Origin of the sequence: Leisingera aquaemixtae (assembly GCF_006740765.1) — a bacterium.
Classification (GTDB): Bacteria; Pseudomonadota; Alphaproteobacteria; order Rhodobacterales; family Rhodobacteraceae; genus Leisingera; species Leisingera aquaemixtae.
Map to the genome: position 1 here is coordinate 2,007,085 of NZ_CP041159.1, position 25,947 is coordinate 2,033,031.

Consider the following 25,947-nt stretch of genomic DNA (forward strand, 5'->3'; position numbering starts at 1 on the left):
GAGGCAGAGGATTACCACCATTGCTGCGGCTTGGCTACAAAGCCGGCCGCATTTTCCAGAGCATAGGCAGTGTTCAGCAGATCGCCCTCTTCCCAGGGCTTGCCGATGAGCTGCAGACCCAGCGGCAGGCCCTGTTTGTCGAGCCCTGCCGGCACCGCAATGCCCGGCAGGCCCGCCAGGTTCACGGTGACGGTAAAGACGTCGTTCAGGTACATCTGCACCGGATCCGCCTCGGTCATCTCGCCCAGGCCAAAGGCCGCCGACGGGGTGGCCGGGGTCAGGATGGCGTCGACACCGGCGGCAAAGACGTCCTCGAAGTCCTTCTTGATCAGGGTGCGGACCTTGCGGGCGCGATTGTAGTAAGCGTCATAGAAGCCAGCCGACAGCACGTAGGTGCCGACCATCACGCGGCGCTGCACCTCATGGCCGAAACCTTCGGCGCGGGTCTTCTCGTACATCTCGGTGATGCCGTCGCCGGCCTCCAGCGTGGCGCGGCGGCCATAGCGGACGCCATCGTAACGGGCGAGGTTCGAGGACGCCTCGGCCGGGGCGATCACATAATAGGCGGGCAGCGCGTATTTGGTGTGGGGCAGCGAGATGTCGACGATCTCCGCCCCTGCCGCTTTCAGCATTTCGGCGCCATCGGACCACAGCTTCCCGATTTCTCCCGGCATGCCGTCCATGCGGTATTCCTTGGGGATACCAATCTTCTTGCCGCGGATGTCGCCGGTCAGCATCGCCTCGAAATCCGGCACCGCCAGTTCGGCAGAGGTCGAATCCTTGGGGTCGTGGCCGCACATGGCTTCCAGCATGATCGCCGCGTCGCGCACCGATTTGGTCATCGGGCCGGCCTGATCCAGCGAGGAGGCAAAGGCGACGATGCCCCAGCGCGAGCAGCGGCCGTAGGTCGGCTTGATGCCGACGGTGCCGGTGAAGGCGGCGGGCTGGCGGATCGAGCCGCCGGTGTCGGTGCCAGTGGCCGCAAGGCAGAGGTCAGCTGCCACGGCAGAGGCCGAGCCGCCGGAGGAGCCGCCGGGGGTCAGCTGGGCGTCGTCATTGCCGCGGCGCCAGGGGCTGACGGCATTGCCATAGACGGAAGTTTCGTTGGAGGAGCCCATGGCGAACTCATCCATGTTCAGCTTGCCCAGCATGACGGAGCCCGCGTCTGCCAGCTTCTGGCTGACGGTGGATTCATACTCCGGCTTGAAGCCTTCGAGGATTTTGGAGGCTGCCTGCGAGGGCACGCCCTTGGTGCAGAACAGATCCTTGATGCCGATCGGCAGGCCGCACATGGAGGGCGCCTCGCCCGCCTTGATGCGCTCATCCGCAGCCTTGGCACGTTCCATCGCGATCTCGGGGGTCTTGTGCACGAAAGCATTGAGCGCATCAGCTGCGTCGATTGCTTTGAGGCAGGCCTCGGTCAGCTCGACGGAAGTGGTGTCGCCCTTGCGCAGCGCGTCGCGGGCCTCTGCCAGGCCCAGTTTGTTCAGATCGCTCATGTCTCTCACTCCACGACTTTGGGCACTGCGAAAAAGCCTTCGCGGGCGTCCGGCGCATTGGCCAGGATCTTGTCCTGCTGATTGCCGTCGGTGACTTCGTCCTTGCGGCGCTTGAGGCGCTGCGGGGTGACGGAAGTCATCGGCTCGACGCCCTCGACATCCACCTCGTTCAGCTGCTCGATGAAGCCCAGGATATTGTTGAACTCGTCTGCCAGCGCCGGAAGTGCTGCGTCCTCAACCTTGATCCGGGCCAGTTTGGCCACCTTGGCGGCAGTGCTTTGGTCAATCGACATGGAAACCCTCATCTGGTGTTGGGTAGGCATTTACCGCCGCGCCGCCTGCGCTGCAAGCCGGCATGGGGTGTTCGCTGCGTTGCGCGGGCTTGCCGCGGCAGGCGCGGTCAAATTTCCGAAGGCTTCAATTCCATTTCGCATCAGGCCTGTTAGGCTTCCGCCAAAGACAACGCGAGGAGAAAACCGATGAAGATCATTTGGCTGGGCCACGGCTCATTCCGCATAGAGACCGGCGGCCTGGTGCTGCTGGTGGACCCCTGGCTGAGCGGCAACCCGGTGCTGCCTGAAGACCAGCACGAAGCGGCGATTGCAGGCGCCACCCATATCCTGCTGACCCATGTGCATTTCGATCACGTGGTGGATGTGCTGCCGCTGGCCAAACGGCTGAAGGTGCCGGTGATCGGGCAATACGATCTGATGGGACTGTGGGGCGAGACCGAAGGGGTTGAAACCACTGGCTTCAACAAGGGCGGCACGGTGGATCTGGGCGGCGTGCAGGTGGCGATGGTGCCGGCCTCGCACAGTTCCACTTTCAGCACCGAGGACGGACTGCGCACCGGCGGCTCGGAAGTGGGTTACATGCTGATGGCAGAGGGCAAGACGGTTTACCTGTCCGGCGACACCGCGATCATGGCGGACATGGAGTGGATGGGGGATTATTACAAACCCGATGTAGGCATCCTGTCGGCGGGCGGCCATTTCACCATGGACATGAAACAGGCAGCCTATGCGGCCAAGCGGTACTTCAACTTCAAAACGGTGATTCCCTGCCACTACAAGAGCTTCCCGGTCCTGGAGCAGGACGCCAAGGACCTGATCGAGGGGCTGCCTGGGGTGGAGGTGATCGAGCCGGAAGTGATGACGGCAATCGAGGTCTGAGCCGCGCAGGCTGGCGCGGCGTCTCCCGCCCGTCGCCGGATCTGCCGGGCAGATCCGCTCCCGTTGGGCATGGCGCCGGGCCTGACGGCCCGGCGCAGGCGGCCCTCAGGCCGCCGGTTTCATCTGCGGCACAGTGAAAGCCGCGCGCGCCGCGTCGGCCTTCTGGCGGCAGATGCAGCCGCGGGCGTGGTCATTGATCAGCCCCATCGCCTGCATGAAGGCAAAAACCGTGGTCGGGCCGACGAATTTCCAGCCGCGTTTCTTGAGTGCCTTCGACAGCGCCACGGACTCGGGGCTGGTTGAGGCGGTCTGCGGCTCCGGCAGCTCTTCCGGCTTTGGCTCATAGCTCCAGAAGAACGCCGCCAGCGAGCCCGCCTCTGCCACCAGTTCCTGCGCCCGGGCAGCATTGCTGATCACCGCCTCGATCTTGCCGCGGTGGCGGATGATGCCCTTGTCCTGCACCAGCCGATCCACGTCCGCCGCGCCGAAATCCGCCATCTGATTAAAATCGAACCCGGCGAAGGCGGCGCGGAAGTTCTCGCGCTTGTCCAGAATGGTGCGCCAGCTGAGGCCGGACTGGAAGCTTTCCAGGCAAACCTTCTCAAACAGGCGGATGTCGTCGCCAACCGGGTAGCCCCACTCCTCGTCGTGGTAGCGCAGGAAATCCGGGGCCGAGGCGGCCCAGGCGCAGCGGGGCTGGCCGTCGGCGGCAGTGAAGGTGCGGCTCATTCCCCGCCCCGCAGGAAATCAAGCCGGGGGTCCATCATGGTGGGCGCCACGCCGATGATTTCCGGCTCCACCACACCGCCGGTCACAAAGGGATCCTGCGCGACGCGGGCGGTCAGGTCCTCTTCGCTTTCCCCAACGGCAAGGATCGCACCGCCTTCGCCATCGGTCATTGACCCGGCCGCAAGGAATACCCCGTCCTCAAACCCCTGCTGCAGCCAGGCCTTGTGGCCCTCCAGAAATTCGGCCAGCCGGTCTGTCTGCGCCGCAAATGTCAGCAATATGAAATACATGTTCGTCTCCTGTGATGCGTTCTAAAGGGGATGCTCCGGCGGCAGCTGATCCCTGAGCCAGTCCTGCATCAGCGCCACCTCGCGGTTGATGAAGTCCGTGTCGCCAAACGCCTGCGCCAGCGTCGCCACACCCTGGCTGCGGGCCAGCAGATGCATCGCCAGCCCGCCGGACCGCGCGCCGCACCCCAGCGCCTGAAACTGCTGGCTGAGCCAGTCCTGAAACAGCGTAAAGAGTGCGGCAGCCTGCGCCTGCGCAGCGTGGTTCAGCTTGCCCAGCTCGGTGACCAAGGACCCGACCGGGCAGCCATAGAGGGTGATCTTGGCCTGGTTGGCAATCAGGATGCGGATGAAGCAGGTGATCCGCTGCGCGGGGCTTGCGCTCTGCGCCTGCCAATCGTTCAGCATGGCACGGGTACTGGCCATGCGGCGCGCGATCACCGCCTCAAGGATCTCGTCCTTGGTCTTGAAATGGTAATAGAAATTGCCGCGCGAGATGCCCACCGCCGCAGCGATATCCGCAAAGGACGCCGCGTCAAATCCGCGTTCATAGAACAGCTGATCCGCAGCTTCTGTAATCCGGTCCCTGGTTGTTTCCTGCACCACCTCAGCCCTCTAGGACAATTGACCTACAAACCGCAGATTAGGACGATCAACCTAACTCATCAAGCGCGAATGCAAGCTATCCTTCTGCAGCGTTGAGAAGAGCCCCGAGCAGGTGGAGTTCCGGATCATTCCCGAGCCGGCCGCCGTTTCGCCAGGCAATCGAGAGCGCGCATTTCGCAGCCGCCCATTGCAGGAGCCGCCTTCGCCCCACTTGGAACTCCTGCGACCAAAGGGTCGCCAGGAATCTGATGCGCTCTGGCTCACGCACCAGATCCGGCGCCCCGCGCGGGTGGCGAAAAGCATTGGCAAGTTCATAAGCGCGCTCACCCAGAACTCCCTTGGCATCAAAGGCGCAATAGCCGCGATCGCCTAGACGGATGTTGCTGTGATGCAGATCGCCATGCAGCGCACGCACGTCCTGCGGATCAGCCAGAAGCCGCCGCGCGAGCGCCTGGCTGCGAAAGATGTTTGTGCGTGCATCCTCGGAAGCCCCGGCTGAAACCGTCAACGAAAACAGCGCCGTAAACCAGTCTTCGAGCCGCGGATAGCCTGCTTCGGGGATAGCACTCGCATGCAGCCCGTTGGCGACCTGCACCAGCTCCGCCGCGGCTTCGGCATCCCTGCCGGCGCGGCTGAGATTCCCCAGTGGCGGCCCGCTGAGCCACTCTATCAACGCAGCCGACGCCGTGACTTTGTAGACCTTGGCCGCCGGACCGCCCGCAGCAGCGAGAAACCGGAACCCCTCGGACTCGTTCCGCATCCCCTTGGAACCGTAGATCTTGAGCACCGCAGGGCTGCCATCGGCGCGACACACCTTCCAAAGAACTGCAAGCCCTGTTTCCTCCACCAGTTCAGGTGCGGAAACGCCAAATTCAGCTAGAATTTTAGGCGCCGGGTTCATTCGGCAGCCTTTTGCCAGCAAAAAATTCCTTAAGCAGCGCGCTGGCCTCGCCTTCCGCGATCCCGTCATAGACTTCCGGCGTGTGATGCGCCTGCGGATGAGAGAACACGCAGGCGCCATGCGCCACCCCGCCGGACTTGGGATCGGCGGCGCCGTAGTACACCCGGCGGATGCGGGCGGCGGCGATGGCGGCGGCACACATGGCGCAAGGCTCCAGCGTGACATAGAGGTCGTAGCCGGTCAGCCGCTCGCTGCCCAAAGCGGCACAGGCTTCGCGGATGGTCAGGATCTCGGCATGCGCGGTGGGGTCGTTCAGCTCACGGGTTCGGTTGCCTGCCAGCGCCGCCACCTGCCCGTCCGGCGCAATCAGCGCAGCGCCAACCGGCACCTCGCCGCGCGCTGCCGCCGCCCGCGCCTGTTCCAGCGCCTTGTCCATATGCGATTTGAATGCCATGCCCCTTCCTGCCCGCGATTGCCCGCTTTCGCAAGGCAGCGGAATGCTCTATGGCACGAGGCATGAGCAAAACACCCGCATCCCCCAAGGGCAAACCGGCCCCGAAATCCCAGCCCCGCAAGGCCACCGCAAAACCGGAGGGCGCCGCGCCTGAGGGCGACCGCATCGCCAAGGTCCTGTCGCGCGCAGGCGTCGCCTCGCGCCGCGAGGCTGAGCGCATGATCGCCGAGGGCCGCGTGTCGGTGAACGGCAAGAAGATCGACAGCCCGGCGCTGAACGTGACCGCGAAGGACCGCATCAGCATTGATGGCCAGCCCCTGCCGGAGGCGGAGGCGCCGCGGATGTGGCTGTATTACAAGCCCATCGGGCTGGTGACATCGAACAGCGACGAGAAGGGCCGCACGACAATCTTTGACGAGCTGCCGGAAGACATGCCGCGGGTGATGACGGTCGGCCGCCTTGACCTCAACTCCGAAGGGCTGCTGCTGCTGACCAATGACGGCGGCATCAAGCGCAAGCTGGAGCTGCCTGCCACCGGCTGGCTGCGCCGCTACAGGGTACGGATCAACGGCCGCCCCAAGGACGAGGATTTTGCCCCCCTGCGCAAGGGCCTGGTGATCGAGGGCGAGAGGTTCCAGCCGATGACCGTGTCGCTGGACCGGCAGCAGGGCGCCAACGCCTGGCTGACCGTCGGCCTGCGCGAAGGCAAGAACCGCGAGATCCGCCGCGCGATGGAGGATATCGGCTTCAGCGTGAACCGGCTGCTGCGGGTATCTTACGGGCCGTTCCAGCTGGGCAATCTGAAACCGGGCGAGGTTGAGGAACTGCGCGCCCGCGTGGTGCGCGACCAGCTGGGGCTGGCGGAGGAAGAGGAAATACCGGCGGCCCGCCCGACCCGCGCGCGCGGCGGCAAGCCCGCAGGTAAACCGATGGGCAAGCCTGCAGGTAAACCGATGGGCAAGCCTGCAGGCAAACCGATGGGCAAGCCCGCAGGCAAACGGGTCGGGAAACAGGCCGCGCAGCCTTCGGGCAAGCAGGGCAACCCGGGCAGAACCGCAGGCAAAGCTCCGCCCGCACGCGGCACCCGGCCGGATCAGCGCGGCGGCGGCAAACGGCCCGCCGGCAAGAATCCCCGCCGCTGAGCCATTTCCCGCGGACTTCCCCCTAGCAACAGCGCCAGCTATCCCCTAGATTTCCAATCAGTTAATCTTCGCTGGCCGTTCCTGGGGGAGCTTGCGTGCAAAAAATTGCTTATGTCGCCCTTTTGATCCTGATGTTCGGGCTCAGCACTGGCTGGATCGTGGGGGGCTGAGCGGATGGCACAGCGCTACGGCGGCAAACACAGCCCTGGCAAAAAAACCGGGCCGCACGGCTCCGCTCCGCAGCAGACTTACCGCAACGCGCAGGTGGATCCGGTCGGGATGCGCGCCAACGTGCTGTTTGTGCCGCCTGCCCTCCTGGCCCTGCTGTCGCTGAATGACGGCGCGGCCGGGCTGGCCTTGGGGCTGGCCGGCGCGGGGCTGTGGACAGGCGGCGCCTTCCTGCTGCGCGAAGGGCTCAAGGCCGAAGCCGCCTATGCTGCCCGCAAGGTGGCCCGCAGGCCCGCCCTGCCCCGCAAGATCCTGGCAGCGCTGCTGGCAGGCGCCGGCGCTGCGCTGGCGGCGTGGAAAGGGGAACCCGGCCTGCTGAGCGCCGTGATCTATGGCACGGCGGCGGCCGGCCTGCATCTTGCGGCCTTTGGCATCGACCCGCTTCACGACAAGGGCGCGGAAGGCACCGACACCTTCCAGCGGTCCCGGGTGGCGCGCGCGGTGGATGAGGCCGAACAAAACCTTGCCGCCATGAAGGACGCTGCTCTGCGCGCCCGCGACCGCACGGTGGAGGCACGGGTGGAGCAGTTCCAGTCGGTTGCGCGCGAGCTGTTCCGCACGGTTGAGGAAGATCCCCGTGACCTGACCGCGGCGCGAAAGTACCTGACCGTCTATCTGCAGGGCGCCCGTGACGCGACGGTGAAATTCGCCGATATTTACGCCCGCAGCCAGGACGCCCAGGCCCGCGAAGGCTATTTGGCGCTGCTGGATGATCTGGAACAGAACTTTGCCGCGCGCACCCGCAAGATGCTGGTGGAGGACCGCACGGACCTGACGATTGAGATTGATGTGCTGCGCGACCGTTTGCAGCGCGAGGGGGTCCATCTGGACCGGAACTGATTAGCGAGGAAGCCGTTCATGTCTGAAGCTGTGCAACAGAAGGCCGCCCAGGCCGAGGCCCTGGTTCAAGAGGTCACCGCCATCGAACTGCCGGAACCCGTGGCGGAAGTGCAGCCGCTGGAGCAGGCCGACGCCCCCACCAGCGAAGCCATCCGGGTGCGGATGGACCGGATCGACATGGCCGATACCAATTCGATCATCCATTTCGGCTCTGCCGCGCAGGCGGAGCTGCAGACGATCAGCCAGGCGATGCTCTCGGATGTGCGCAACAAGGATGTGGGGCCTGCGGGCGACAGCCTGCGCAATATCGTGACCACCATCCGCGGCTTCTCCGTTTCCGAGCTGGACATCCGCCGCAAGCCGACCTTCTGGGAGCGGCTTTTGGGCAGGGCCGCGCCCTTTGCCAAGTTCACCGCGCGCTATGAAACCGTGCAGGAGCAGATCGACAGGATCACGGATGATCTCCTGGGCCACGAGCACCGGCTGCTGAAGGACATCAAGTCGCTCGACCTGCTGTATGAAAAGACGCTGGGCTTCTATGACGAGCTGGCGCTTTACATCGCGGCGGGCGAGGCCAAGCTGGCGCAGCTGGACAGCGCGGATATCCCGGCCAAGGAGGCCGAGGTGCAGGCCGCCGCAGAAGGCGATAAGGTCATGAAGGCCCAGGAGCTGCGCGACCTGCGCGCGGCGCGCGACGATCTGGAGCGGCGGGTGCATGACCTGAAGCTGACCCGCCAGGTCACCATGCAGTCGCTGCCTTCGATCCGGCTGGTGCAGGAGAACGACAAGTCGCTGGTGACCAAGATCAACTCCACCCTGGTCAACACCGTGCCGCTGTGGGAGACCCAGCTGGCGCAGGCGCTGACCATCCAGCGCTCGGCCCAGGCGGCCGCCGCGGTGCGCGATGCCAATGACCTGACCAATGAGCTGCTGACTTCCAACGCCGCCAACCTGCGGCAGTCGAACGAGATGATCCGCCAGGAGATGGAGCGCGGCGTCTTTGACATCGAAGCGGTGAAACAGGCCAATGCGGATCTGATCGGCACCATTCAGGACAGCCTGCGGATTGCCGATGAGGGCAAGGCCAAGCGCGCCGCCGCCGAGGCCGAGCTGGTGAAGATGGAGGCCGAGCTGCGCGACACGCTTGCCGCGGCGAAGGCCCGCCGCGACGGGACCGGCGACACGGCCGGCACCGCGGTGCCGAACTGAAGGCGGTGGCAGGCCTGCAGGCATATAAGGCGGTTTGGAAAGGCGGCGCGGCGCTGGCCGGCCTGGCAGCCCTGGCGGCATGCCTGCCAGCTTCCCAGCCGGAATCGCTTGTGCCGCAGCCCCGCCCGGCGGTGCCGCAGCCTGCGGTTTACAAACCCTCCGCCGACAGCGCGCAGCTGGCCTATTACTACAACGCCCTGCAGCGCGACCTGCTGACCCGCGGCCTGCTGCGCACCGATGGCGGCGGCCCGGACACGCCCTATGACGCCGAGGATCTGGCGGAGAGCTTCGAGGCGCTGGCGTTTTACGACGAATACGGCGGCTCCGGCATTTCCGGCGGCTTGGGCCGCTGGGCAGGCCCGGTGCGGATCGCGGCGGAGTTCGGCCCTTCGGTGCCGGCCGCCCGGCGCGCAGAGGACCGCGAGACCCTCAGCGCCTATGCCGCCCGGCTGGCCCGGATCACCGGCCATCCGGTCGCCACCGTGGCCGCGCGCGGCAACTTCCACGTGATCTTTGCCAGCCTCGACGACAGCGCCTTTGTCGCCGAGCGGGTGCGCGAGCTGCTGCCTTCGATCAGCGCCAGGGACCTGTCGCTGCTGGCCGCGCCGCCGCGCAGCTTTTACTGCCTTGTGGTGGCGGGCGGGCCGCAAAGCGACCCGCTGTCCTACACCCGCGGGGTGGCGCTGATCCGGGCCGAGCACCCGGACCTGGTGCGCAGAAGCTGCGTGCATGAGGAAGTGGCGCAAGGGTTGGGCCTGAGGAACGACAGCCCGCGGGCGCGGCCCTCGATCTTCAACGACGATGACGAATTTGCGCTGCTGACCAGCTTTGACGAAAAACTGCTGCAGATGCTGTATGATCCAAGACTGACAACTGGGATGAGCGCCGAGGAGGCCCGCCCCATCATCCGCATTCTCGCCCGCGAGGCGATGGGCCAGGAACTGTAGGCCGCCAAAGGAAGAGGACCTGAAACATGGGTATTTTCGATTTTCTCAAAGGCGAATTCATCGATGTCATTCACTGGGTAGATGACACCCATGACACCATGGTCTGGCGGTTCGAGCGTGAAGGCCATGCGATCAAATACGGCGCCAAGCTGACGGTGCGCGAGGGCCAGGCGGCGGTGTTCGTGCATGAGGGCCAGCTGGCGGATGTGTTCACACCCGGTCTCTACCTGCTGGAGACCAACAACATGCCCGTGATGACCACGCTGCAGCATTGGGACCACGGCTTCCAGTCCCCGTTCAAGTCGGAAATCTACTTTGTCGACACCACCCGGTTCAGCGACCTGAAATGGGGCACCAAGAACCCGATCATCTGCCGCGACCCGGAATTCGGCCCGGTCCGGCTGCGCGCCTATGGCACCTATACGATCAAGGTCGCCGACCCGGCGCGCTTCCTGTCGGAGATCGTCGGCACCGATGGCGAGTTCACCATGGACGAGATCTCCTATCAGATCCGCAACATCATCGTGCAGGAGTTCTCCCGCGTGATTGCCGGCTCCGGCATTCCGGTGTTGGACATGGCCGCCAACACTGCCGATCTGGGCAAGCTGGTGGCGGCGGAAATTTCCGGCACCCTGGCGGAGTACGGGCTGATGATGCCGGAGCTCTACATCGAGAACATCTCGCTGCCGCCCGCGGTGGAGGAAGCGCTGGACAAGCGCACCCAGATGGGCGTGCTGGGCGATCTGGGCCGTTACACCCAGTTTTCCGCCGCCGAGGCGATGACCGCCGCGGCCAGAACCCCGAACAGCGGCATGGGCGCAGGCATGGGGATGGGCATGGGAATGGCGATGGCCCAGCAGATGGGCCAGGCCCTACAGGGAGGCGCCCCCTCTCAGGCAGCGGGTCAGCCGGCCGGGCCATGGGGCGCACGGCCCGCACCCGCTGCGCCGCAAGCGGCTGCGCCCGCGGCACCGCCCCCGCCGCCGGTGGAGCATGTCTGGCACATCGCGGCGGACGGTCAGACCTCCGGGCCGTTTTCCAAGGCTCGGATGGGGCGGATGGCGCAGGACGGCAGCCTGACGCGGGACACCCACGTCTGGACGCCGGGCCAGGACGGCTGGAAACGGGCGGGCGATGTGATGGAACTGGCGCAGCTGTTCACCATCCTGCCGCCGCCGCCCCCGCCCCCGCCGGCCCCGCCAGCCGGCTGAGCCTTGGCTGCGGCGGTGTCCGGACCGCGATCCCGCCGCGCTCATTCCTTCTGTTGAATTATCACCGCAGGTTTCCCTCCCCGTGACGATGCCCCCGCCGCCGCCAGCCGCCAGCGCGCCCTCTGCCCAGGAGGACAGCCACCGCTTCCCCTGCCCCAATTGCGGTTCCGATTACCGTTTCGACCCGAACGCAGGCGCGCTGATCTGCGATCACTGCGGCCACCGCGAAGAGGTGCGCAGCGGGCCGTGGAAGGGCTCCGCCCTGCGGGAGCTGGACTTCCGCACTGCCGTGGCCGAGCAGCTGCCGGAGGCAGAAATCGAAGTCACCCGCGTCTCCGTCTGCCCGAACTGCGCAGCCCAGGTCGAGTTCGACCCGGACACCCACGCCAAGGAATGCCCCTTCTGCGCCACACCGGTCGTGACCGGCACCGGCGAAAACCGCCACATCAAGCCGAAGGGCGTGCTGCCCTTTGCGGTCACGGAGCGCGTCGCGCACAAGGCGATGACCGATTGGCTGGGGCAGCTGTGGTTCGCACCCGGCGGGCTCAAGGACTATGCCCGCAAGGGGCGGCGGATGCAGGGGATCTATGTGCCCTATTGGACTTATGACGCCCAGACCCGCAGTTCCTATACCGGTCAGCGCGGCACCGTTTACTATGTCACCGAAACCTTCCAGCGGGACGGCAAGATGCAGACCCGGCAGGTGGCCAAGGTGCGCTGGCGGCCCGCCTCCGGCCGGGTGCAACGGTTCTTTGACGATGTGCTGGTGCTGGCTTCCAAAAGCCTGCCGAAACGCTATACCGAGGCGCTGGAGCCCTGGGACCTGTCACAGCTTGAACCCTATCAGCCGCAGTATCTGGCCGGCTTCCGGGCCGAAGCCTATGCGGTGGAGCTGGAGGCTGGCTTTGCGGAGGCAGGACAGAAAATGGAGCGCGTCATCGAGCGCGATGTGCGGTTTGACATCGGCGGCGACCGGCAGCGCATCAGCAGCATCGACACGCAGATGTCCGGTGTGACCTTCAAACACATCCTGCTGCCGGTCTGGCTGGCAGCCTACAAGTACCGCGGCAAGACCTACCGTTTTGTGGTCAACGGGCAATCAGGCCGGGTGCAGGGCGAGCGGCCCTATTCCGCGTGGAAGATCGCCATTGCGGTCATTCTGGCGCTCGCCATTGCTGCGGGCATCGCCCTGCTGGCCAGCCAGCAATAACCCCTGAACATGCGGAAGGGGGAGCTGCCTCCCCCTTCCTGACCCGGCCAATGCCTGTTCCCGGCTGCTGGCGGGAACCAAGACCGCTCCCTGTCAGCCTTCTGTCAGCCCTTACTGATCTCGATCTTGCGGGCGGTCTCTGGCTGCTCCAGCGCCTTTTTCGGCACAGAAATATGCAGCACACCGTCCTCCATTCTGGCAGAAGCCGCCTGACCGTCAGCATCTTCCGGCAGGCGGAAGGAGCGGCGGAAGGCACCATACTGGCGTTCGCTGAAATACCAGGTGTCGCCTGTCTTCTCGGACTGGGTTTTCTTCTCGCCGCGGATCGTCAGCACGCCGTTGTCCACGGTCAGCTCAACATCGCCCAAGGCAACGCCCGGAAGCTCCATCGCAATATCGTAGGCTTCCTTGCCCGAAGAGGCCTCAGTCGCGGGATTGAGCCAATCGGCGAGACGGGTTCCGAAGCTTCGGAACGGATCATAAAGCGACGGCCAGAAACCGCCATGTTCGGTTTTTTCCACCATAGTCCAGCCTCCTTTCCTGTTACGGCCCATAGTAGCTCTGACGCTGCGGCACGGCTTTGATCCGGCGCAAGCGGGGCGCTTGCGCAAAAGAAATTCTGACGCCAGTCTGGCCGTCAGCCGCCTGGAGGGACTGGACGTGACACCGGATTTGCAAAGCCTGAACACCCTGTTTGACGCCCGCCACAGCTGCCGGGCCTTCCGCCCGGAGCCGGTGCCGCGCGCCGTGATCGAAGACATCCTGCGCACCGCGCAAAAGGTGCCGTCCTGGTGCAACGCGCAGCCCTGGAAGGTGACGGTCTGCAGCGGTGCCGAAGCAGATCGCCTGCGGGCCGCCCTTCTGAAGGCGGCGGAGGGCGGCGGCCACAGCCCGGACCTGCCCTTTCCCGATGGCTACTCGGCTGAGTACCAGCAGCGGCGGCGGGACTGCGGCTGGGCGCTTTATGAGGCGGTCGGCGTGCAGAAAGGCGACCGGGCCGGGTCGGCGCGGCAGATGATGGAGAATTACCGGCTGTTCGGCGCTCCGCATTGCGCAATCCTCTCCTCCCCGGCAGAGCTGGGGTCCTACGGCGCGATGGATTGCGGCGGCTTTGTTGCCGCCTTCACCCTGGCTGCCCGGGCGGCTGGGGTTGCCAGCATCCCGCAGGCGGCGGTTGCCTCCTTTGCGCCGCTGCTGCATGAACTGCTGGAGATACCGGACGACCGGATCATCCTCTGCGCCATTTCCTTTGGCTATGGTGACGAGGACCACCCGGCCAACAGCTTCCGCACCAGCCGGGCGGCGCTGGAGGACTTTGCGGACTGGCGCGGCTGAGGCAGGACAAGGACGGGCACACATGCGGGCATTGATACAGCGGGTCAGCGAGGCCTCGGTCACGGTGGATGGCGAGACCCTGGGAGAGATCGGGCCCGGCCTGCTGATCCTGGTCTGCGCCATGCAGGGCGACAGCGAGGCGCAGGCGGATCAGCTGGCGGCGAAGATCTCCAAGCTCAGGATCTTCAAGGATGAGGACGGCAAGATGAACCGCTCGGTGCTGGACACCGGCGGCAGCGCCCTGGTGGTCAGCCAGTTCACCCTGGCCGCAGACACCCGGCGCGGCAACCGGCCCGGATTTTCAGCAGCCGCCGCCCCGGCTGAGGGCGAGCGGCTGTATGAATACTTCGCCGGCCGGCTGGCACAGCTTGGTTTGGAAACAGCCAAGGGACGGTTTGGCGCCGACATCAAAGTGCGGCTGCTGAACGACGGCCCGGTGACCATCTGGATGGACACCGAACAGCTCTGACAGGCCCGCGCAGCCCTGCCCCGCCCGGCCCGTCTGAACCGCACTGGCGGCCGCTTGATCCAGGCGCCGGAGGCGGCGTTTTCAGGCCAGAAAGCATCGATTCTCCCCCAGTTACCGCCAACACTTGGCACCATCCCGGCCAATTCATAAAAAATCCGTCATTCTCGCGCACAAAAATTTCTTGTCGCATTCCAGATGTTTTTTTGATTTACACCCGGCATGGCAGCCAAAAACGGCACCTTGCTTGAGAAAGGCGACCTGCCTTCTACGGGCCTCACCGGCGTGTATGCCGCCTCACCAAGCGCTCCGCGAATAACGCTTGCTAGGTTGCGGCAAATGCGCAAATCTTGAACCATCAATCAAAAAACAGGTGCCTGGAGCACCGCAACCAATCGGGAGAACTCAATGAACAGACACATGCAGTATCTGGCCAGTCAGGCTGTGGCGGGCAAACTTTCGCGCCGTGACTTCCTGGGCAAGGCCGCCGCACTGGGCTTTACCGCTGTATCCGCCAACCTGCTGCTGTCCAGCGCCGCCAAGGCGGCCGGCCCGCAGAAAGGCGGCACTATCCGTCTCGGCCTGCAGGGCGGGTCCACCACCGACAGCCTGGATCCGGCGCTGGTCACCAATACCGTTGGCCTGATGGTCACCCGCCTGTGGGGGGAAACGCTGGTCGAGCTGGCAGAGGACGGCGGCATCGAAGGCAAGCTGGCCGAAAGCTATGAAGCCTCGGCCGACGCCAAGACCTGGACCTTCAAGCTGCGCTCCGGCGTGACCTATTCGAACGGCCAGAACGTGACCGCCGAAGATGTGGTCAAGACGATGGAGCGCCACAGCGGCGAAGACACCAAGTCGGGCGCCCTGGGCATCATGCGCGGCATCAAGGACGTGCGCGCGGACGGCGACAGCGTTGTCTTCGAACTGGACAGCCCGAACGCCGACCTGCCCTATCTGCTGGCCGACTACCACCTGATCATTCAGCCGGGCGGCGGCATGGACGATCCGGCAGCCGCCATCGGCACCGGCCCCTACATCATGAAGTCCTCCGACATGGGCGTGCGCTTCGTGGCCGAGAAGAACCCGAATTACTGGGGCGATCTGGGCAACGCGGACACCGTGGAAATCATCGTCATCAACGACGACACTGCCCGCGTCGCGGCGCTGCAGTCCGGCCAGGTGGATGTGATCGACCGGGTGCCGCCGCGCACCGCGAAACTGGTGGACCGTGCGCCGAACATCACCGTGCATTCGACCTCCGCGGCCGGCCATTACGTGTTCATCATGCATTGCAACACCGCGCCGTTCGACAACAACGACGTGCGCCTGGCGCTGAAATACGGCATCAACCGCCAGGAAATGGTCGACAAGATCCTGAACGGCTACGGCACCGTCGGCAACGACACCCCGATCAACGCCTCCTATCCGATGTACACCGAGCTGGAACAGCGCCAGTTCGACCCGGACAAGGCGATGCACCACCTGAAGAAGTCCGGCCACGACGGCTCGATCCTGCTGCGCACCTCGGACAACTCCTTCCCGGGCGCGCCGGACGCGTCTGCGCTGTTCCAGCAGTCGCTGGCAGGCGCCGGCATCAAGCTGGACGTCAAGCGCGAGCCGAACGACGGCTACTGGTCGGAAGTCTGGAACAACAAGCCGTTCTGCACCAGCTACTGGGGCGGCCGTCCGACACAGGACCAGATGTTCACCACCGCTTACCTGTCCACCGCGGACTGGAACGACACCCGGTTCAACAACGAGCAGTTCGACCAGATGCTGGTGGCCGCACGCGGCGAACTGGACGTTGCCAAGCGGACGCAGATGTATGCCGACATGTCGACCATCCTGCGCGACGAAGGCGGCCTGATCTGCCCGATGTTCAACGACTTCGTCGAGGCAACCACCGACAAGGTCGACGGCTTTGTCGAGGGCATCCCGGGCCAGGTTCTGATGAACGGCTATGCGGCCAGCAAGCTGTGGGTCAAAGCCTAAATGTCCCCGGTTGTAAAACTTTTGGCTCAGCGCATCGCGCTGAGCCTCCTGCTTCTTTTGCTCATCTCAGTGGTGATCTTTGCCGGCACGATGGTGCTGCCCGGCGATGTCGCCCAGTCGATTCTGGGCCAGTCGGCAACCCCGGAAGCGCTCGCCAACCTGCGGGCAGAGCTGGGTGTCAACGATCCGCCCGTGCAGCGCTATTTCGCCTGGCTGTTCGGTGCCATCCAAGGCGACCTGGGAACTGCGCTCACCAGCGGCCAGGATATTTCCGAAGCCCTCGCCAGCCGCTTCTGGAACACGCTGTTCCTCGCATTCTGGGCTGCCGTGGTGGCGGTGCCGCTGGCCATCTTCCTGGGCCTGGTCGCCGTCCGCTTCAAGGACCGCTGGCCCGACAAGCTGATCTCCGGCGTAACCCTCGCCTCGATCTCCATCCCCGAATTTCTGATCGGCTATGTGCTGATGTATCTCGTCGCAGTGAAGCTGCGATGGTTCCCGTCGGTGGCGATGATCAACGACAACATGAACCTGTTCGAAAAGCTCAACGCGATCGCCCTGCCCATCGCCGTGCTCACCCTGGTTGTGCTGGCGCATATGATGCGGATGACGCGGGCCGCGATCCTGAACGTGATGCAGTCGGCCTATATTGAAACAGCCGAGCTGAAGGGCCTCAACGCCTTTCAGGTGATCTACCGCCATGCTTTCCCGAACGCCATTGCCCCGATCGTCAACGTGGTGATGCTGAACCTCGCCTATCTGGTGGTCGGCGTTGTGGTGATCGAGGTGGTGTTCGTCTACCCCGGCATGGGCCAGTATCTGGTTGACCATGTGTCCAAGCGGGACGTGCCTGTGGTGCAGGCCTGCGGCCTGATCTTTGCCGCTGTCTATATCGGTTTGAACATGATCGCTGACATCGTCGCCATTCTGAGCAACCCGCGCCTGAGGCACCCGAAATGAAGAATATCCCCATTTCCGCACTCATCGGGCTGTTCTTCACGGCCCTGTACTTTCTCGGCGCGATCTTTGCGCCGCTGCTGGCCCCCTATGGGGTGGGTGAAGTGGTTGGCGACGTCTGGGAACCCGCCAGTTCCGACTTTCTCCTGGGCACCGACAACATCGGCCGGGATCTGCTGACCCGGATGATCTACGGCGGCCAAACCACGATCTTCATCGCCACCGCTGCAACCTTGCTGTCTTTTACGACCGGATCCATTCTGGGCTTCATCGCCGCCGAGGCCGGCGGCTGGCTGGATCAGGCGATGTCGCGGTTTGTCGACCTGATCATGTCGATCCCGACGCTGATCTTTGCCCTCGTCGTGCTATCGGTCATGCCGGTGACCATCCCGATCCTGATCGTGGTGATGGGTCTGCTGGACTCGACCCGGGTCTACCGGCTGGCGCGGGCGGTTGCGGTCGATATCGAGGTGATGGACTACGTCGAGGCCGCGCGCCTGCGCGGCGAGAAGACCTCCTGGATCATCTTCCGTGAAATCCTGCCCAACGCGCTGTCGCCGCTGGTGGCCGAGATGGGGCTGCGGTTCATCTTTGCGGTGCTGTTCGTCTCCACCCTGTCCTTCCTGGGCCTGGGTGTGCAGCCGCCGGCAGCCGACTGGGGCGGCATCGTGAAGGAAAACAAGGACGGCATTGTCTACGGCATTCCTGCGGCCCTGATCCCGGCCTTTGCCATCGCCACCCTGGCGATCTCGGTCAATCTGGTGGCTGACTGGGTGCTGAACCGGACCACATCGCTGAAAGGAGGCCGCGGATGAGCGATACCCTGTTGAAAGTCCGCGACCTGAAAATCGGCGCGACCATCTATCCGCCGGGCGAAAAGCCCCGTGATATCGAGATCGTGCACGGGGTCAGCTTTGACCTCGCGCCCGGCAAGGTGCTGGGGCTGATCGGGGAATCCGGTGCCGGCAAATCGACCATCGGCCTGGCCTCCATGGCCTATGGCCGCGGCGGTGTGAAGATCACCGGCGGCGAAGTCTGGGTCAACGGCCGCGACGTCCTCAAGTCCAAGCTTGGCGACATCCGCAAGCTGCGCGGCGGCGAGGTCACCTATGTGTCGCAATCCGCGGCAGCCTCCTTCAACCCGGCCAAGAAAATCATGGAGCAGGTGGTCGAGGCCGCGGTGGAGCAGAAGAAGTTCTCCCGCAAGGAGGCCGAGGCGCGGGCACGGACCCTGTTTGCCAAGCTGGGCCTGCCGGATCCGGAGAACATCGGCGAGCGCTACCCCCACCAGGTGTCGGGCGGCCAGCTGCAGCGCTGCATGACCGCGCTGGCACTGTGCCCGGAGCCGGATCTGGTGGTGTTCGACGAGCCGACAACCGCGCTCGACGTGACCACCCAGATCGACGTGCTGATGGCGATCAAGGAAGCGATCCGCGACACTGGCGTTGCCGCGCTCTACATCACCCACGATCTGGCAGTCGTGGCGCAGGTCAGCGACGACATCATGGTGCTGAAGATGGGCAACACGGTCGAATACGGCCCTGTCGACCAGATCATCAACAACCCGCAGGAGGAGTACACCCAGGCGCTGGTCTCGGTGCGCTCCATCGAGCATGAGGAAAAGGCCCCCACCGCGGAGCCGGTGCTGAGCGTGCGCAACATCACCGCGCGCTACAAGGGCACCCAGTTCGACGTGCTGCACAATGTGAACGTCGATCTGTACCCCGGCCAGACCCTGGCGGTGGTGGGCGAGTCCGGCTCCGGAAAGTCCACCCTCGCCCGCGTGATCACCGGCCTTCTGCCGCCGCGCGAGGGTGAGATCGAATTTGCCGGCCGCACCCTCTCGCCCGACCTCAAGGGCCGCAGCCGCGAAGACCTGCGCGAGCTGCAGATGATCTACCAGATGGCGGACGTCGCGATGAACCCGCGCCAGACCGTCGGCACCATCATCGGCCGCCCGCTGGAGTTTTACTTCGGCATGCGGGGCAAGGAGAAGCGCAAGCGGATCATCGAGCTGCTGGACGAGATTGAGCTGGGCGAGAAGTTCATGGACCGCTATCCGGCAGAGCTGTCCGGCGGCCAGAAGCAGCGTGTCTGCATCGCCCGCTCGCTGGCGGCCAAGCCCAAGATGATCATCTGCGACGAGGTCACCTCGGCGCTGGACCCCTTGGTGGCGGACGGCATCCTGAAGCTGCTGCTGGAGCTGCAGAAGATCGAGGATGTCGCCTATCTGTTCATCACCCACGATCTGGCGACTGTGCGGGCCATCTCCGACAACATCGCGGTGATGTATCAGGGCAAGGTGCAGCGCTACGGCAGCAAGTCCAAGGTGCTGAGCCCGCCGTTTGACGATTACACCGATCTGCTGCTCAGCTCCGTTCCGGAAATGAAGCTCGGCTGGCTGGAAGAGGTGATCGCCCACCGCAAGATGGAAAGCGCCGGCAACTGATTCCACCGCTGGATGCAAAGCCCCTGCCCCGCTGCGGGCGGGGGCTTTTTCTTTTTTCCGGCGTTTCTGTTTTGTGGTACTTTGTCGCCACTGGGAGAGTGCGGCGATACCAGCCGCAAGCAAGAAAATCATGACCGAGCGCAGCTGATTTCCTGCAGGCCGGCCCCGAAACCTCCGGGCAGTTTTGCTTTTCACGCAGAACAGGAGGGAATGTCATGACGGATTGGGCCATTCACGGACAGGAAATCGGCAACTGCAACTGCAATCCCGGGTGCCCCTGCCAGTTTTCCCAACTGCCCACGGACGGCACTTGCGAGGCTTTGCTGACCTACCGCATCGACAAGGGGCATTACGGCAGCGTCAAGCTGGACGGCCTGTATGCTGCGGTTCTCTATAAATGGCCGGGTCCGGTGCACGAGGGCAACGGCCAGATGCAGATGATTATCGACGAACGCGCAACGGACGAGCAGCGCGCAGCGCTGGAAGCGATCATGACAGGCAAAGACACGGACGAATTTGCCACCATGTTCTCGGTGTTCAGCCTGATGAGCCCGACCCGGCACGAGACGCTGAGCGCGAAAATCTCACTGGACTATGACGCGGAGAGCGGCACCGGCACCGCAACAGTGGGCAGCTATGCAGAAACCAAGGTGCAGCCGATCCCGAACATTGTCTCCGGTGATCCGCATTTCATCAGCATCACGCTGCCGAACGGGTTTGAGTTTTCCAAGGCCACCATGGCATGCGGCACCACCCAAACCCGCAATGCAGCCATCAGCCTGGAAAAGAACAGCGGAACCCACGCCCATATCGCCGAGTTGCACCTGACCGGCAGAGGCGTTGAGCGCGCGGCCTGAGAACGCCACGCCGCGAGCCCAGCACAGCACGGGGCCCGCGGAATGGCTGGCGCGCCGTGGCGAAGCCGTGGTGCTGGGCGCCGCGGCCATCGTTGTTGCGCTCAGCGCGGCCTATACGGTGCTTGGCGCGGGCATGGAAATGACCGCGGTCGAAATGACCCGGATGGCCGGCCCCATCGGCGAACCGATGCAGATGGGACCCGGCACCGCCTGGACGGCGGGCTATGCCGGTCTGATCTTTCTGATGTGGTGGCTGATGATGATCGCCATGATGACCCCCAGCGCGGCCCCTGTCCTGCTGCTGTTCACCGCCCTCAAGAAAGCCGGCTCAAGCCCCGCACGGGCACCGCTGCTCAGCCTTTTGTTCCTGAGCGGCTACCTGCTGGCCTGGGCAGTCTTTTCACTCGCCGCCACCGCTGTGCAGTGGGGGCTGGAAACCGCTGGCCTGTCAAACGGGCCTATGATGTCGCTCAGCAGCCGTGCCCTTGCGGGGGCGCTGCTGCTGGCGGCGGGCGCCTATCAGTTTACCCCCTGGAAGCACGCCTGCCTCTCCCACTGCCGGACGCCGGTTCAATTTCTGACCGCGCACCACCGCACAGGCATGGCTGGTGCTGTACTGATGGGCGCCCACCATGGCGCATACTGCCTGGGCTGCTGCTGGGCGCTGATGCTGCTGCTTTTTGCGGGCGGGGTCATGAACCTGTACTGGATCGCCGGTATTGCGCTCTACGTGCTGGCCGAAAAGCACCTGGCGCGCGCCCGGCTGTTCGCTCCGGCCGCTGGCCTCCTGCTGATGCTTGCCGGCGCCAGCCTGCTGGCCACCGCGTTCTGAGCCGCGGCAGGCCTGCCCTCCCCCAACATGGTGCCGGTTTCAGACCATCCCTTCGCTTTTTGAATGGCGCTTCAGGAAACTGACATCAAAATGGGGCACCGAAGCCACTGCAAGGCAAAGAGGGATTCGGGCCATGGACACAAAACTTCTGCTCATCATTCTGGACGGCGTGCCCTGGCGCAACTTCCGCCGCCTGTTCGGCAACCTGGAAGGCTGGGTGGACAGCGGCGACGCCCGCGTGTGGAAGCTGCGCAGCGTGCTGCCGTCGATTTCCGCCAGCTGCTATGCCTCGATCCACACCGGCGTGGCCCCCGCCGTTCACGGCTGCACCGGCAACGCCAACGTGTTCCGGCTGAAGGAGAAGGACGTGTTCAGCCAGGTCCGCGCGGCAGGCGGCGTCACCGGGGCCGTGGCGCACAGCTTCTGGTCGTCCTTCTTCAACCGCCACCCGTTCGACTGCGTGCGCGACATCGAATATGACGAACCGGAGAGCAAGACCATCAGCCACGGCCGGTTCCACACCATGACCGGTTACGGCAAGGACAATCAGATGACCCCGTCAGATGTTGACCTGTTTGGCACGCTGACCAATCTCTGCCTGCGCTTCGGCCTCGACTACGGGATGCTGCACACCTGCACGCTGGACAGCATGGGCCACCGCTATTTCCACGACTGCCAGGAGATGGACCACGCCTGTTTCGTGATGGATGAGATGCTGGCACCCTTCATCACCCGCTGGCGCGATCTGGGCTATGAGGTGATCGTCACCGCCGACCACGGCCAGGACGAGCGCGGCCATCACGGCGGCCGCAGCCCGCTGCAGCAGGAAACCGCGCTCTATTACTTTGGCGAGGCCGACGGCCCCGACCACAGTGACGTCATCGACCAGCGCCAGCTGGCCCCGACCATTCTTAAGCGGCTGGGCGCGCCCATTGCCGAAACCATGAAGGCAGAGCCGTTCCTGAGGTAACGCGATTACGGCGGCCCGTGTGCTATTATGGCCCTCAGCCGCCGTTTTCAGTTGCCGGAAAGGACTGCCATGAAATCCCTTGCTGCCGCCTTCTGCCTGTTTGCCGCGCCGGTTCTGGCCGGCGACACCTGCCACGACCTTTGGTTCACCCGGAACGCGGTGATCGACCGGGCCGGCTACTGCTTCGGCTCGCCGCTGGGCCAGGCCGTCTTTGACAACCGGGGCTGCCTTGGCAAATCCGTTTCGCTGCCGCCGCAGGACGAAAGGCTGGTGGCACAGGTCAAGCAGATGGAGGCCCGCATCGGCTGCCGGGTGAACAACAAGCAGACCTACCTGAACCTGCAAGACCTCCATCTGCGCTACCAGCTGTGGGACCTGCCGGTGCATGACGAGTTCGAAGGCGCCTGCCTGGGCTGGCTGGGGCCGGCGATGGGCCTGCGGGCCGGGCACCGGCCGGATGCCCCGCTGGTCGGGCGGATCAATCCCGGCGACTACGTCAAGTTTTCCCATATCCCGGTGGGCAGCTGGACCTATGTCACCACCTCCGGCCCGGACTGGCAGGTGATCAGCGGCGGCTGGCTGGATACGTCGCAGTACGAGGAGCGGTGCCGGGATTTTGCCGGCTAGGCGTTCCTAATCGTCATAGGCCCAGATGCCCTGCCCCAGCGCTTCGATGGCAACCGAGATCCGCTCAAAGCTGTCACGGGCGCGGCTGACGCTGTGGCGGGCGCGCAGATAGCCGTGGATCAGACCCGGCTCGTTGATCCAATGCGCCTTGCCGCCGTCACCGAGGATGCGGTCCCGGTAATCGCGCGAGTCGTCGCGGACCGGATCGCAATCGGCTGTCACCAGAACCGTCGGCGGCAGGCCGGAAAAATCGCTGTCCTGAAGCGGTGCAAACAGCGGATCGCTCTTGGGCGCTGCGCGGTCCGTGCGGATGTTCATGTAATACAGCACATCCTCGCGGGTCAGCATCGGCGCCTGGGCGTGTTCGATGTAGGAGCCCTGGTCCGTATCACCGCCAAAGACGCCGTAGATCAGCACCTGACCCAGCAGCGCATCGGTCCGGCCCCGGGCGTGGTGCGCCACCGCAGCGCAGATGTTCGCCCCGGCGCTGTCGCCCGCCAGCACAATCCCCTTGCCATAGGTCTTTTCGACCCAGTTCAGCACCGTCCAGGCATCTTCGAATGCGGCGGGGTGCTTGTGCTCCGGGGCCAGCCGGTAATCCACCGCCACCACCCTGTAGCCGGTCTGGGCACAGAGCTCGGCGCAGATGTCGTCGTGGCTGTCCAGCCCCCCCACGACAAAACCGCCGCCGTGGCAGAACAGCACCGTGCGGGTGGGATCGCCCGCTGTATAGATCCGCACGGGCACCCCGCCGGCCCGGGCGTCCTTGAAGGTGACGAAGTCCGGGCGCGGCGCCCGGAACTCCCGGGCCATGCAGTCATAGATGCGGCGCTGCTCGTCTATGGACATGTCCGTGGCGTCATCGGGATAGAGCTCGCCGGTCTTCTGGATGAAATCCCAGGTCTCCTCGTCGATCAGCCGTTCATAGTCCATCTGCGAGCCTCCCTGCACGCCGCGTTTTCCCGAGCCTAGGCAGAGATTCCCGCAAATGGAATGCCTGAATGGAAAAGCGCCCCGCAGGGCGCCCTTTGATGTTGCATCGGATGACAGCGGTCACGCTGCCGCGGCAGGCTCCCACGGCCGGGTGAAGCTGTTCAGAACACCGTTGATATCCGCCTCCGAGCTGCCGTTGGCGGCGACCTGCGCCACCAGCCCCCGCTTCTTGTCATCAATCACGCTGACAACCCGCGCAGCGATTCCAGCCTGTTCCAGCGCCCCGTTGTAGACACGGGTGATCGCCAGTTTGCGCAGATCAGGCTTGAACACCTTGCCCACCGCAGTTTTCGGCAGCTCATCCAGCACCGTCAGATGCTTGGGGATCGCCGCGCGCTCATGCACGTGGATCTTGCAGTATTCCAGCAGCTCCTTCTCGCTGACCGAAGCGCCATCGACCAGTTCGACAAAGGCGCAGGGCAACTCTCCGGAATGGGCGTCCGGCTGGCCGATCGCGCCGGCAAAGGCCACCGCGGAATGCCCCAGAAGCGCCTCCTCGATCTCAGCCGGGTCGATGTTGTGGCCTCCGCGGATGATCAGATCCTTGGCGCGGCCGGTGATCCACAGGTAGCCATCCTCGTCGATGCGGCCCAGATCGCCGGTGCGCAGGAATTTCTCCTGATAGTAGAGATCCACGTTCTTGTCGGCTTCGGTATAGGTGCTGCCGGCAAAAACCCCGGGGTTGGACACGCAGATTTCGCCCACCTCGTCCACCCCGCATTCCAGCGGGCCGCCGTTGGTCTGTTTGACGATCCGCACGTCCGTATAAGGGAACGGAATGCCGACAGAGCCGACCTTCTTCTCGCCGCCGGGCGGGTTGCAGGACACCAGGCAGGTGGCCTCGGTCAGGCCATAGCCCTCGACTATGGTGACGCCGGAGGCGCTTTCGAACCGCTTGAACAGCTCCATCGGCATCGGGGCGGAGCCGGAAAACGCCGTCTTCACGGTCGAGATATCCGCATCCACCGGCCGCTGCATCAGCGCCGACACCGCGGTGGGCACGGTGATGACAAAGGTGATCTTCCAGCGCTCGATCAGCTTCCAGAAATTGTCGAACACCCCCTCGCCGCGGTAGCCCTGCGGCGTCGGGAACACCACATGCGCGCCAGAGGCCACCGCCGCCATCATGATCACATGCACAGCAAAGACATGGAACAGCGGCAGCGGGCAGATGATGTTGTCTTCCTCGGTGAACAGCAGGGTGCTGCCCAGCCAGCCGTTATAGACCAGGCCCGAATACTTGTGCTGCGCCACCTTGGGCATGCCCGTGGTTCCGCCGGTGTGGAAATAGCAGGCCACCCGGTCGCCGGTGCTGTCCGCAAAGGCCAGCGTCTTGGGGTGTTTCGCCATCTCCTTGGCAAAGCTCATGTAATCGGCATGCGCGGCCTTAGCCTGGTTATCCAGCTTGGGCCGTACCAGCGGGACGATCCAGGATTTCGGCGGCGTCAGATAGCGGTTCAGATCCACCTCCAGCACCGTGTTCACCCCCGGCGCGTGGCGCACTGCCTCGGCCACTTTCTGCGCCACGTCGGTCTTGGGGAAAGGCCGCAGGGTTACAACCACCTTGGCCTTTGTCTCGCGCAGGATCGAGGCGATCTGCTCCGGCTCCAGAAGCGGGTTGATCGGGTTCACAATCCCCGCCACCGCGCCGCCCAGCATGGTCACCAGCGTCTCGTTGCAGTTGGGCAGCACATAGGCCACCACGTCCTTTTCACCGATACCCAGCGCGCGGAACATGTTGGCTGCCTGGCTCACCTGCTCCTTCAGCGTGCGCCAGGTCAGGGTTTCCGCCTTGTCCTTGGGGCCAGAAAAGATCTGATAGCTGACCGCATTGCTGTCCGGATACTTGTCCGCCGTGCGCGACAGCAGCCCATACAGCGTGGCTGGCAAATCCCGCGCCTCGTACGGCATTTCATTCTGCAGCGCGTTACGGTCCGTAATCCCGCTAAAACCCATTCGTCTCCTCCCCGTACCCCCGGTGTCTCGGGGTGTGTTCTCGTTCGCCACAGACTATTGGAAACACGCATTTGCGCAAGC

General features: G+C 64.5%; 27 protein-coding genes. 17 read left to right on the forward strand and 10 right to left on the reverse strand.

Features of this window, described 5'->3' with window-relative positions:
• Positions 1–11 precede the first annotated feature (11 nt).
• Together gatA and gatC are read right to left on the reverse strand one after the other, a co-directional pair.
• Positions 12–1,499 (reverse strand): Asp-tRNA(Asn)/Glu-tRNA(Gln) amidotransferase subunit GatA, encoded by a 1,488-nt coding sequence (gatA, locus tag R2C4_RS11490; protein WP_141890743.1) that lies wholly within the window; start codon positions 1,497–1,499, stop codon positions 12–14.
• 5 nt (positions 1,500–1,504) lie between these two features.
• Positions 1,505–1,792 (reverse strand): Asp-tRNA(Asn)/Glu-tRNA(Gln) amidotransferase subunit GatC, encoded by a 288-nt coding sequence (gene gatC, locus R2C4_RS11495; RefSeq protein ID WP_008553297.1) that lies wholly within the window; start codon positions 1,790–1,792, stop codon positions 1,505–1,507.
• A 186-nt stretch (positions 1,793–1,978) separates the two neighbouring features.
• Here gatC and R2C4_RS11500 point away from each other — a divergent pair, with 186 nt between their 5' ends.
• Complete coding sequence (locus R2C4_RS11500) at positions 1,979–2,671, forward strand: metal-dependent hydrolase (RefSeq protein WP_141890744.1); 693 nt, start codon at positions 1,979–1,981, stop codon at positions 2,669–2,671.
• A 105-nt stretch (positions 2,672–2,776) separates the two neighbouring features.
• Here R2C4_RS11500 and R2C4_RS11505 read toward each other — a convergent pair whose 3' ends face one another.
• The 5 genes from R2C4_RS11505 to R2C4_RS11525 form a co-directional block, all read right to left on the reverse strand.
• Positions 2,777–3,400 (reverse strand): DNA-3-methyladenine glycosylase I, encoded by a 624-nt coding sequence (locus R2C4_RS11505; RefSeq protein WP_141890745.1) that lies wholly within the window; start codon positions 3,398–3,400, stop codon positions 2,777–2,779.
• Positions 3,397–3,690: a YciI family protein gene (locus R2C4_RS11510; RefSeq protein ID WP_141890746.1), complete on the reverse strand. Its 294-nt coding sequence runs from the start codon at positions 3,688–3,690 to the stop codon at positions 3,397–3,399. Before R2C4_RS11510 ends, R2C4_RS11505 begins: the two co-directional genes overlap by 4 nt.
• Positions 3,691–3,711: 21 nt before the next feature.
• Complete coding sequence (locus tag R2C4_RS11515) at positions 3,712–4,293, reverse strand: TetR/AcrR family transcriptional regulator (RefSeq protein WP_141890747.1); 582 nt, start codon at positions 4,291–4,293, stop codon at positions 3,712–3,714.
• A gap of 76 nt (positions 4,294–4,369) precedes the next feature.
• Positions 4,370–5,194, reverse strand: coding sequence for an aminoglycoside phosphotransferase family protein (locus tag R2C4_RS11520; protein WP_167510254.1), 825 nt, complete (start codon positions 5,192–5,194; stop codon positions 4,370–4,372).
• On the reverse strand, positions 5,178–5,648 hold the full coding sequence (locus R2C4_RS11525; RefSeq protein ID WP_141890749.1) for a nucleoside deaminase: 471 nt from the start codon (positions 5,646–5,648) through the stop codon (positions 5,178–5,180). Before R2C4_RS11525 ends, R2C4_RS11520 begins: the two co-directional genes overlap by 17 nt.
• Positions 5,649–5,710: 62 nt before the next feature.
• On the opposite strand from R2C4_RS11525, the gene R2C4_RS11530 reads away from it, so the two are divergent.
• From R2C4_RS11530 to R2C4_RS11555, 6 genes are all read left to right on the forward strand, one after another.
• A complete protein-coding gene (locus R2C4_RS11530; RefSeq protein WP_244940719.1) occupies positions 5,711–6,790 on the forward strand; it encodes a pseudouridine synthase in 1,080 nt (359 codons plus the stop codon).
• A 174-nt stretch (positions 6,791–6,964) separates the two neighbouring features.
• Positions 6,965–7,858 carry a 5-bromo-4-chloroindolyl phosphate hydrolysis family protein gene (locus R2C4_RS11535; RefSeq protein ID WP_141890751.1) on the forward strand — a complete coding sequence of 298 codons (894 nt, stop codon included), beginning with the start codon at positions 6,965–6,967 and terminating at the stop codon, positions 7,856–7,858.
• Positions 7,859–7,876: 18 nt separating this feature from the next.
• On the forward strand, positions 7,877–9,067 hold the full coding sequence (locus R2C4_RS11540) for a toxic anion resistance protein (protein WP_141890752.1): 1,191 nt from the start codon (positions 7,877–7,879) through the stop codon (positions 9,065–9,067).
• A gap of 53 nt (positions 9,068–9,120) precedes the next feature.
• On the forward strand, positions 9,121–10,014 hold the full coding sequence (locus R2C4_RS11545; protein ID WP_167510285.1) for a DUF2927 domain-containing protein: 894 nt from the start codon (positions 9,121–9,123) through the stop codon (positions 10,012–10,014).
• Positions 10,015–10,040: 26 nt separating this feature from the next.
• Positions 10,041–11,225, forward strand: a complete 1,185-nt coding sequence (locus R2C4_RS11550; protein ID WP_141890754.1) for an SPFH domain-containing protein — start codon at positions 10,041–10,043, stop codon at positions 11,223–11,225.
• Between the two features lie 88 nt (positions 11,226–11,313).
• Positions 11,314–12,435 carry a TFIIB-type zinc ribbon-containing protein gene (locus R2C4_RS11555; RefSeq protein ID WP_141892088.1) on the forward strand — a complete coding sequence of 374 codons (1,122 nt, stop codon included), beginning with the start codon at positions 11,314–11,316 and terminating at the stop codon, positions 12,433–12,435.
• A 104-nt stretch (positions 12,436–12,539) separates the two neighbouring features.
• On the opposite strand, the gene R2C4_RS11560 is transcribed toward R2C4_RS11555, so the two are convergent.
• Positions 12,540–12,959, reverse strand: coding sequence for an Hsp20/alpha crystallin family protein (locus R2C4_RS11560; RefSeq protein ID WP_058285839.1), 420 nt, complete (start codon positions 12,957–12,959; stop codon positions 12,540–12,542).
• 130 nt (positions 12,960–13,089) lie between these two features.
• Here R2C4_RS11560 and R2C4_RS11565 point away from each other — a divergent pair, with 130 nt between their 5' ends.
• From R2C4_RS11565 to R2C4_RS11610, 10 genes are all read left to right on the forward strand, one after another.
• On the forward strand, positions 13,090–13,770 hold the full coding sequence (locus R2C4_RS11565) for a nitroreductase (protein WP_141892089.1): 681 nt from the start codon (positions 13,090–13,092) through the stop codon (positions 13,768–13,770).
• A 22-nt stretch (positions 13,771–13,792) separates the two neighbouring features.
• Positions 13,793–14,239, forward strand: coding sequence for a D-aminoacyl-tRNA deacylase (gene dtd / locus R2C4_RS11570; RefSeq protein ID WP_141890755.1), 447 nt, complete (start codon positions 13,793–13,795; stop codon positions 14,237–14,239).
• A gap of 405 nt (positions 14,240–14,644) precedes the next feature.
• The gene (locus R2C4_RS11575) at positions 14,645–16,228 is read left to right on the forward strand and encodes an ABC transporter substrate-binding protein (RefSeq protein ID WP_058285841.1); all 1,584 of its coding nucleotides are present in this window, start codon (positions 14,645–14,647) and stop codon (positions 16,226–16,228) included.
• Positions 16,229–17,185 carry an ABC transporter permease gene (locus R2C4_RS11580; protein ID WP_058285842.1) on the forward strand — a complete coding sequence of 319 codons (957 nt, stop codon included), beginning with the start codon at positions 16,229–16,231 and terminating at the stop codon, positions 17,183–17,185.
• Positions 17,182–17,997 (forward strand): ABC transporter permease, encoded by an 816-nt coding sequence (locus R2C4_RS11585; protein WP_058285843.1) that lies wholly within the window; start codon positions 17,182–17,184, stop codon positions 17,995–17,997. The genes R2C4_RS11580 and R2C4_RS11585 overlap by 4 nt, the downstream gene beginning before the upstream one ends.
• Entirely contained in the window at positions 17,994–19,631 is a 1,638-nt protein-coding gene (locus R2C4_RS11590) for an ABC transporter ATP-binding protein (RefSeq protein WP_058285844.1), read from the forward strand. Before R2C4_RS11585 ends, R2C4_RS11590 begins: the two co-directional genes overlap by 4 nt.
• A 215-nt stretch (positions 19,632–19,846) precedes the next feature.
• Positions 19,847–20,488, forward strand: a complete 642-nt coding sequence (locus R2C4_RS11595; RefSeq protein ID WP_141890756.1) for a DUF1326 domain-containing protein — start codon at positions 19,847–19,849, stop codon at positions 20,486–20,488.
• Positions 20,472–21,320 (forward strand): DUF2182 domain-containing protein, encoded by an 849-nt coding sequence (locus tag R2C4_RS11600; protein WP_244940721.1) that lies wholly within the window; start codon positions 20,472–20,474, stop codon positions 21,318–21,320. The genes R2C4_RS11595 and R2C4_RS11600 overlap by 17 nt, the downstream gene beginning before the upstream one ends.
• Before the next feature lie 133 nt (positions 21,321–21,453).
• Complete coding sequence (locus tag R2C4_RS11605) at positions 21,454–22,290, forward strand: alkaline phosphatase family protein (protein ID WP_141890757.1); 837 nt, start codon at positions 21,454–21,456, stop codon at positions 22,288–22,290.
• 69 nt (positions 22,291–22,359) lie between these two features.
• Positions 22,360–22,917: a DUF4453 domain-containing protein gene (locus R2C4_RS11610; protein WP_141890758.1), complete on the forward strand. Its 558-nt coding sequence runs from the start codon at positions 22,360–22,362 to the stop codon at positions 22,915–22,917.
• Between the two features lie 6 nt (positions 22,918–22,923).
• On the opposite strand, the gene R2C4_RS11615 is transcribed toward R2C4_RS11610, so the two are convergent.
• Complete coding sequence (locus tag R2C4_RS11615) at positions 22,924–23,850, reverse strand: alpha/beta hydrolase (RefSeq protein ID WP_141890759.1); 927 nt, start codon at positions 23,848–23,850, stop codon at positions 22,924–22,926.
• 120 nt (positions 23,851–23,970) lie between these two features.
• Complete coding sequence (locus tag R2C4_RS11620; protein ID WP_141890760.1) at positions 23,971–25,866, reverse strand: acyl-CoA synthetase; 1,896 nt, start codon at positions 25,864–25,866, stop codon at positions 23,971–23,973.
• Positions 25,867–25,947 lie beyond the last annotated feature (81 nt).